Here is a 6,270-nt window from a genome sequence, read left to right as displayed (position 1 = left end):
GCGCTGGGCCAAGGATGGCCCATCGCGGCGGCCCACGGATTCAAGCCGGAGTGAGGGCATGCCGAGCCTAGGCGAGGCACCGAGTGTTGGGGCAAGAGCGTTTTGGTTACTTTTGCGCTTTTCAAAAGTGACCCGCTGTAAGAGCGGAACCAATAGTGGCCGTTACTCAAGTAACGGATATGTTCTCGATCAAAGGTCATCTATGCAAAAGCCAACGCTACGCAAACTAGGAATGCTCGCCACACTGGCCATCGCCATAGGCTTGATCATCTACACGGTCCAGTCCCCCGCCGACGCACCGCAATACCTCACCGCCACCGCCGAACGCGGCAACATCGAAAACGCCGTGCTCGCCACCGGCCTGCTCGAAGGCATCAAACAGGTCGACGTCGGCGCCCAAGTCTCTGGCCAACTGAAATCCCTCAAAGTCAAAGTCGGCGACAAGGTCAAAAAGGGCCAATGGCTAGCCGAAATCGACCCATTGATCCTGCAAAACACCCTGCGCAAAGCCCAGGTCGACGAAGAAAACCTCCAGGCCCAACGCCGCGCCACCGCCGCCCAGCTCAAGCAGGCCAAGTCCGTGTACGAACGCTACAAAGGCCTGCAGATTGACGAATCGGTCTCCCGTCAGGACTTCGAAGACGCCGAATCTACCTTCCAGGTGCAACAGGCCAACCTCTTGTCTCTGGACGCGCAAATCAAAAGCGCCCACATCCAGATCGACACCGCCAAAGTCAACCTGGCCTACACCCGCATCGTCGCGCCCATCGACGGTGATGTAGTGGGCATCGTCACCCAGGAAGGCCAGACCGTGATCGCCAACCAACTGGCGCCGGTACTGCTCAAGCTGGCGGACCTGGACACCATGACCGTCAAGGCCCAGGTCTCCGAGGCGGATGTGATTCACATCAGCCCCGGCCAGCAGGTGTACTTCACCATCCTCGGCGAGGCCGACAAGCGTTACTACGCCAAGCTGCGCGGCACGGAACCGGCGCCGCAGAACTTCCTGGAAACCCAGACAGCCGGCACGCCGAAGCAGAACACGGCGGTGTTCTACAACGCACTGTTCGACGTACCCAACCCCGACCACCGCCTGCGCATCGCCATGACCGCCCAGGTACGTATCGTGCTCGACACTGCCGAGGCCGCGCTGATGGTGCCGGTGGCGGCGCTGGGGGCGCGCAACAACGACGGCAGTTACTCGGTGCGGGTGCTGGACGCGAAGGGCAAGGCGGTGTCGCGGGAGGTGAAGACCGGGATCAATAACAATGTGAAGGTGCAGATCCTCGAAGGCATTGCCGAAGGCGACAACGTGGTGATCGGTGACGCCACGCCGGCTGTGGCGGGGAACTGACGGATGACTCAGCCACTGCTGGAACTCAAGGGCATCACCCGCAGCTTCATGGCCGGCGAGCGCGAATTTATCGCGCTCAAGGGCATCGACCTGACGATCCATGCCGGGGAAATGGTCGCGATCATTGGCGCTTCGGGCTCCGGTAAATCCACCCTGATGAACATCCTCGGCGGCCTGGATTACGCCACGGCCGGCAGCTACAAGATCAACGGCATCGAAACCCGTTCCCTCGGGGATGAGCAACTGGCCGAGCTGCGCCGCGATTACTTCGGTTTTATCTTCCAGCGCTACCACTTGCTGGCGCACCTGAGTGCCTTGCACAACGTGGAAATGCCAGCGATCTACGCCGGCACACCGGAAACCCAGCGGCACAGCCGTGCACGGGAGTTGCTCGCGCGGCTGGGCCTGTCCGGCCACACCAAACATCGCCCCAGCCAGCTCTCCGGTGGCCAACAGCAACGGGTGAGTATCGCCCGCGCGTTGATGAACGGCGGCGAAGTGATCCTCGCCGACGAACCCACTGGCGCCCTTGACACTCACAGCGGCAAAGAGGTGATGCGTATCCTCGCCGAGCTGCACGCGGCGGGGCACACGGTGATTATCGTCACCCACGACCCCAAGGTTGCGGCGAATGCGCAGCGTATCGTCGAGGTGAGCGATGGCGAGATTGTCAGCGATAAGGCCAATGACAGTGCTGGCCTGGAGTTGCCCAGCGACACACCTATCGAGCCAAAGCGCAGCGGCGCCCGGCGCTTGGTGGCGAGCCTGGGGTTGTTCAAGGAGGCCTTCAACATGGCCTGGGTCGCGCTGGTGTCTCACCGCATGCGCACCTTGTTGACCATGCTCGGTATCGTTATCGGTATCACTTCGGTGGTGTCGATCTCGGCCATCGGCGAAGGCGCCAAGCGTTATGTGCTCAAGGACATCCAGGCGATTGGCAGCAACACCATCGATATCTTTTCCGGCACCAGTTTTGGCGACAGTCGCGCCTCGGCCATCGAGACCTTGATGCCATCGGACGTGGACGCGTTGAACCAGCTGTATTACGTCGACAGCGCCACGCCGGTGGTGGGCCGCAACCTGTTGCTGCGCTTTGGCAATATCGACCTGGATGCGCAGGTGAATGGGGTGAGTGACCGCTACTTCAAAGTGAAGGGACTCAAGCTCGAAGCCGGTATCGCCTTCAGCGAAAGCGATGCGCGGCGCCAGGCCCAGGTGGTGGTGATCGACCACAACACCCGTCATCGATTGTTCGGCCCGAACGTTGACCCGCTGGGTCAGGTGATCCTGGTGGGCAACCTGCCGTGTACCGTGATCGGGGTTACCGCGGACAATAAGAACATGTTCGCCGCCAGCAAGGCGTTGAACGTGTGGGTGCCCTATGAAACAGCGGCGGGGCGCTTGCTCGGGCAGCGCCATCTGGACAGCATCACGGTGCGTATCAAGGACGGCCAGCCAAGTAAGGTGGTGGAAGACAACGTCAACAAGCTCATGCTGCAACGCCACGGCACCAAGGATTTTTTCACCAACAACCTCGACAGCATCATGCAGACGGTGCAGAAAACCAGTCGCTCCCTGGCGTTGCTGCTGTCGTTGATCGCGGTGATTTCGTTGCTGGTGGGGGGCATTGGCGTGATGAATATCATGCTGGTGTCCGTCACCGAGCGTACCCGCGAGATCGGCATTCGCATGGCGGTGGGGGCGCGGCAGTCGGATATCCGCCAGCAGTTCCTGGTGGAGGCGGTGATGGTGTGTTTGATCGGCGGGCTGATCGGGATCTCGCTGTCCTACGCCCTGGGCTTTCTGTTTTCGTTGTTTGTGAAGGAATGGGAGATGGTGTTTTCCCTGGGTTCGATCATCACGGCGTTTGCCTGTTCGACGTTGATCGGTATTGTGTTCGGCTTTGTGCCGGCCAGGAATGCGGCGCGCCTGGACCCGATCGAGGCGCTTGCCAGAGATTGAGCAACCCGCTGCAGGAGCCGGCAAGCCGGCTTCTGCAGTATTTTTTTACGAGAGCGTGTCCTCAGTGGCATACATCCACCGCAACAGCGAATGTCGCCCGCTGATCCCCAGCTTGATCGACGCGCGCTTGAGGTAGCTCTCGATGGTGTTGACCTTCAACGCCAACTGCTCCGCCAGCTCCGGCGCCGTGCGCCCGGCCAACAGGCCCACGCACACCTCAAGCTCACGGTTGGACAAGGTCAGTCCAGACTGCACCAAGCGTTCTTCAATGCGCCTGCGCAGGGTTTCGAGGCCCTGGTTTTCCGGCACCACCGGGTCGCTGTCCTGGCGGCACGGTTGGATCGCGGCGATGTGCTTTTCCACCATGGGCAGCAACAAGGTGGAGAAGTCCTGCAATATGCTGCGCTCCTGGGGCGAAAAGCTTTCGGACTGGTGCGAGCGATACACCGACAACACGTAGCGCACGTCATCCTTGCGGCGGGTGAGGTGCAATTGCGCGGCGGGTTGTTCGTCGCCCAACGCTTCCACCGAATCGGTGTAGACCGGGCTGATCTTGCGGCGGGTTTGCCCGTCGGCGCTGACCTGCAATTGCGTGATATGGGTGGCGTCCACTGCCAGTTGGGTGAGGATCAGGTCATGCAGCATGCGTGGGAAATGGCGGCTGCCGGTGCTGGCGATGACTTTGCCAATATGAGGGAACAGCTGTGAGTTCATCATTTCGTCCATGAGGCGTGCAGGTATTCGGCCTTATAGCGACGGGGATTAAGATGCAAGCCAATGCGAATAACCTACCGTGATAGTCCTTCCCGCCGGAACCTATGCTAGTACAGCCTGGCGACGGGAAGGGGATCCAATCTTAAAAAAACGGATTAAACACTTACAGGCTTAGAAGCACGCGTCACCGTACGTGTGCATTTGGCCAGTGCCTGCTGCACGTCCGCCAGCAGATCGGCCACGTCCTCAAGCCCGACCGACAAGCGCACCAACCCTTCGCTGATCCCGTGCGCCGCACGCTCCTGCGGGGTGTAGGTGGAATGGGTCATGCTCGCCGGGTGCTGGGCCAGTGACTCCGCGTCACCCAGGCTGACCGCACGGGTGAACAGCTTGAGTGCATTCATGAAACGCCGACCGGTTTCGATGCCGCCCTTGAGTTCGAAGGCAATCATGCCGCCTGGCAGTTTCATCTGCTGTGTCGCCAATTCGTATTGCGGGAAAGAACGCAACCCTGGGTATGTCACCCACTGCACGGCCGGGTGCGCCTGCAGGGCTTCGGCCACCGCCTGGGCGTTGCTGCAATGACGATCCATGCGCAGCGCCAGGGTCTTGAGGCCGCGCATCAACAGCGAGGCGTCCTGTGGCGACATCACTGCGCCGGTCAGGTCCTTGAGGCCTTGCAGGCGAATGCGCTGGGCCAGGGCCTGGCTGCTCACGGCGATGCCTGCGGTGATATCGCCGTGGCCGCTGAGGTACTTGGTGGCCGAGTGCACCACCACATCGGCGCCCAGGTCGAGGGGGCGTTGCAGGTAGGGTGTGCAGTAGGTGTTGTCGACGACCAGGGTGACATTTGGCTGCTGGTGGGCGAGGGCGGCTACGGCGGCGATGTCCACCAGTCGCAGGTTGGGATTGGCCGGGGTTTCACAATAGATCATGCGGGTGGCGGGGCTGAGAGCGGCTTGCAGGGCTTCGAGGTCGGTGAGGTCGACATGCCGCACTTTGATACCGAATTCACCGATGCCATGGTGCAGCAGGGCAAAGGTGCAGCCGTACAGGGTCTGGCTGACGATCACCTCATCACCGGGGCGCAGCAGGGTCCAGAACGTCGCGGCAATCGCACCCATGCCTGAGCTGAACGCCACGGCAGCTTCACCATTTTCCAAGGTGGCCATGCGTGATTCCAGCAGCGCCAGGGTCGGGTTGGAAATACGTGTATAGAAGTGGCCGCTCGCTTCGCCGGCAAAACAGGCGGCGCCGTATTCAGCGGTTGGGAACGCAAAGGTGGCTGACAGGTAAATCGGCGGGACGAGTGCGCCGTGGTGGTCTTTTGGGTCATAGCCGTGGTGGATGGCGCGGGTGGAAAAGCCGAATGCATTGTGTTTATTGTTCATGTCGGACGCTCCTTATTTCCTACAATGCTATGCTCATAACCAGAGATGAACTTTGCAATATTTGCTGCTGGTTCCTATGTTTTTGGATGAAAACCTCATAAAAATAATGAATAGAGGCACGTTATGCCTGTCAGTCTGGATCGCACCGATAAAGCACTTTTAAACGCGTTGCAGGGCAATGCCCGTCTCACGGTGGCTGAATTGGCCGACCGCGTTTCCTTGACGACCTCGCCGTGCTGGCGGCGTGTGCGCAACCTGGAAGAGAGCGGGGTGATCAGTGGGTATCAGGCGATTCTTTCGCCCAAGGCATTGGGGTATGGGGTGACGGCGTTTGTCAGCATCATGATGGAGAGTCACACCCAGGAAATTGCTCGAGCGTTTGAGCAGCGGTTGTTGGAGATTCCGGAGATTGTGGCGTGTCATAACGTGTCCGGGCGCTATGATTTTTTGTTGGAAGTGGTGGCGAAGGATCTGGAGTCGTTTGGGGAGTTTGCACGGGAGGTGTTGCAGACGTTGCCTTGCGTCAAGGAGATTTATTCGAGTTTTTCTTATAAGTCGGTTAGGGCGTTGAGGGTGATTCCGTTGTCGGGGTGATGGGGGATGGTGTGTTGTGTTGTTTTGTGTACATATCCGTTGCTTCGGTAACGGCTACCTATGGTTCCGCTCTTACAGCGGGTCACTTTTGGCAAACGCCCCAAAAGTAACCAAAAGGTCTTCGCCCCAACACTCGGTGCCTCGCCTAGGCTCGGCATGCCCTCACTCCGGCTTGAGTCCGTGGGCCGCCGCGATGGGCCATCCTTGGCCCAGCGCGGCTAACCCGGCGTCCTGCCGGGTTACCCACGGATTCAA

5 protein-coding genes are annotated in these 6,270 nt (G+C 60.0%); 3 read left to right on the top strand and 2 right to left on the bottom strand.

The window, feature by feature from the left end:
• Positions 1 to 202 precede the first annotated feature (202 nt).
• Together macA and ACP7BX_RS30505 are read left to right on the top strand one after the other, a co-directional pair.
• Complete coding sequence (gene macA, locus ACP7BX_RS30510) at positions 203 to 1,354, top strand: macrolide transporter subunit MacA (protein ID WP_426127940.1); 1,152 nt, start codon at positions 203 to 205, stop codon at positions 1,352 to 1,354.
• A gap of 3 nt (positions 1,355 to 1,357) precedes the next feature.
• On the top strand, positions 1,358 to 3,316 hold the full coding sequence (locus ACP7BX_RS30505; RefSeq protein ID WP_426127942.1) for a MacB family efflux pump subunit: 1,959 nt from the start codon (positions 1,358 to 1,360) through the stop codon (positions 3,314 to 3,316).
• A gap of 45 nt (positions 3,317 to 3,361) precedes the next feature.
• On the opposite strand, the gene ACP7BX_RS30500 is transcribed toward ACP7BX_RS30505, so the two are convergent.
• Both ACP7BX_RS30500 and ACP7BX_RS30495 read right to left on the bottom strand, forming a co-directional pair.
• Positions 3,362 to 4,030: a helix-turn-helix transcriptional regulator gene (locus tag ACP7BX_RS30500; protein WP_426127944.1), complete on the bottom strand. Its 669-nt coding sequence runs from the start codon at positions 4,028 to 4,030 to the stop codon at positions 3,362 to 3,364.
• 155 nt (positions 4,031 to 4,185) lie between these two features.
• Positions 4,186 to 5,421 (bottom strand): methionine gamma-lyase, encoded by a 1,236-nt coding sequence (locus ACP7BX_RS30495; protein WP_426127946.1) that lies wholly within the window; start codon positions 5,419 to 5,421, stop codon positions 4,186 to 4,188.
• 123 nt (positions 5,422 to 5,544) lie between these two features.
• Here ACP7BX_RS30495 and ACP7BX_RS30490 point away from each other — a divergent pair, with 123 nt between their 5' ends.
• Entirely contained in the window at positions 5,545 to 6,015 is a 471-nt protein-coding gene (locus tag ACP7BX_RS30490; protein WP_314535666.1) for an Lrp/AsnC family transcriptional regulator, read from the top strand.
• The last annotated feature ends 255 nt before the right edge of the window (positions 6,016 to 6,270 follow it).

Origin of the sequence: Pseudomonas sp. DWP3-1-3b3, from assembly GCF_049896305.1 — a bacterium.
Lineage (GTDB): Bacteria > Pseudomonadota > Gammaproteobacteria > Pseudomonadales > Pseudomonadaceae > Aquipseudomonas > Aquipseudomonas azotoformans_A.
This window is presented reverse-complemented; position numbering and strand designations above follow the sequence as displayed.

What these genes read in the sequence shown, in the direction of transcription:
- macA (WP_426127940.1), top strand. Translation starts at nt 203, where the DNA reads ATGCAAAAGCCAACGCTACGCAAACTAGGAATGCTCGCCACACTGGCC.
- ACP7BX_RS30505 (WP_426127942.1), top strand. Translation starts at nt 1,358, where the DNA reads ATGACTCAGCCACTGCTGGAACTCAAGGGCATCACCCGCAGCTTCATG.
- ACP7BX_RS30500 (WP_426127944.1), bottom strand. Translation starts at nt 4,030, where the DNA reads ATGAACTCACAGCTGTTCCCTCATATTGGCAAAGTCATCGCCAGCACC.
- ACP7BX_RS30495 (WP_426127946.1), bottom strand. Translation starts at nt 5,421, where the DNA reads ATGAACAATAAACACAATGCATTCGGCTTTTCCACCCGCGCCATCCAC.
- ACP7BX_RS30490 (WP_314535666.1), top strand. Translation starts at nt 5,545, where the DNA reads ATGCCTGTCAGTCTGGATCGCACCGATAAAGCACTTTTAAACGCGTTG.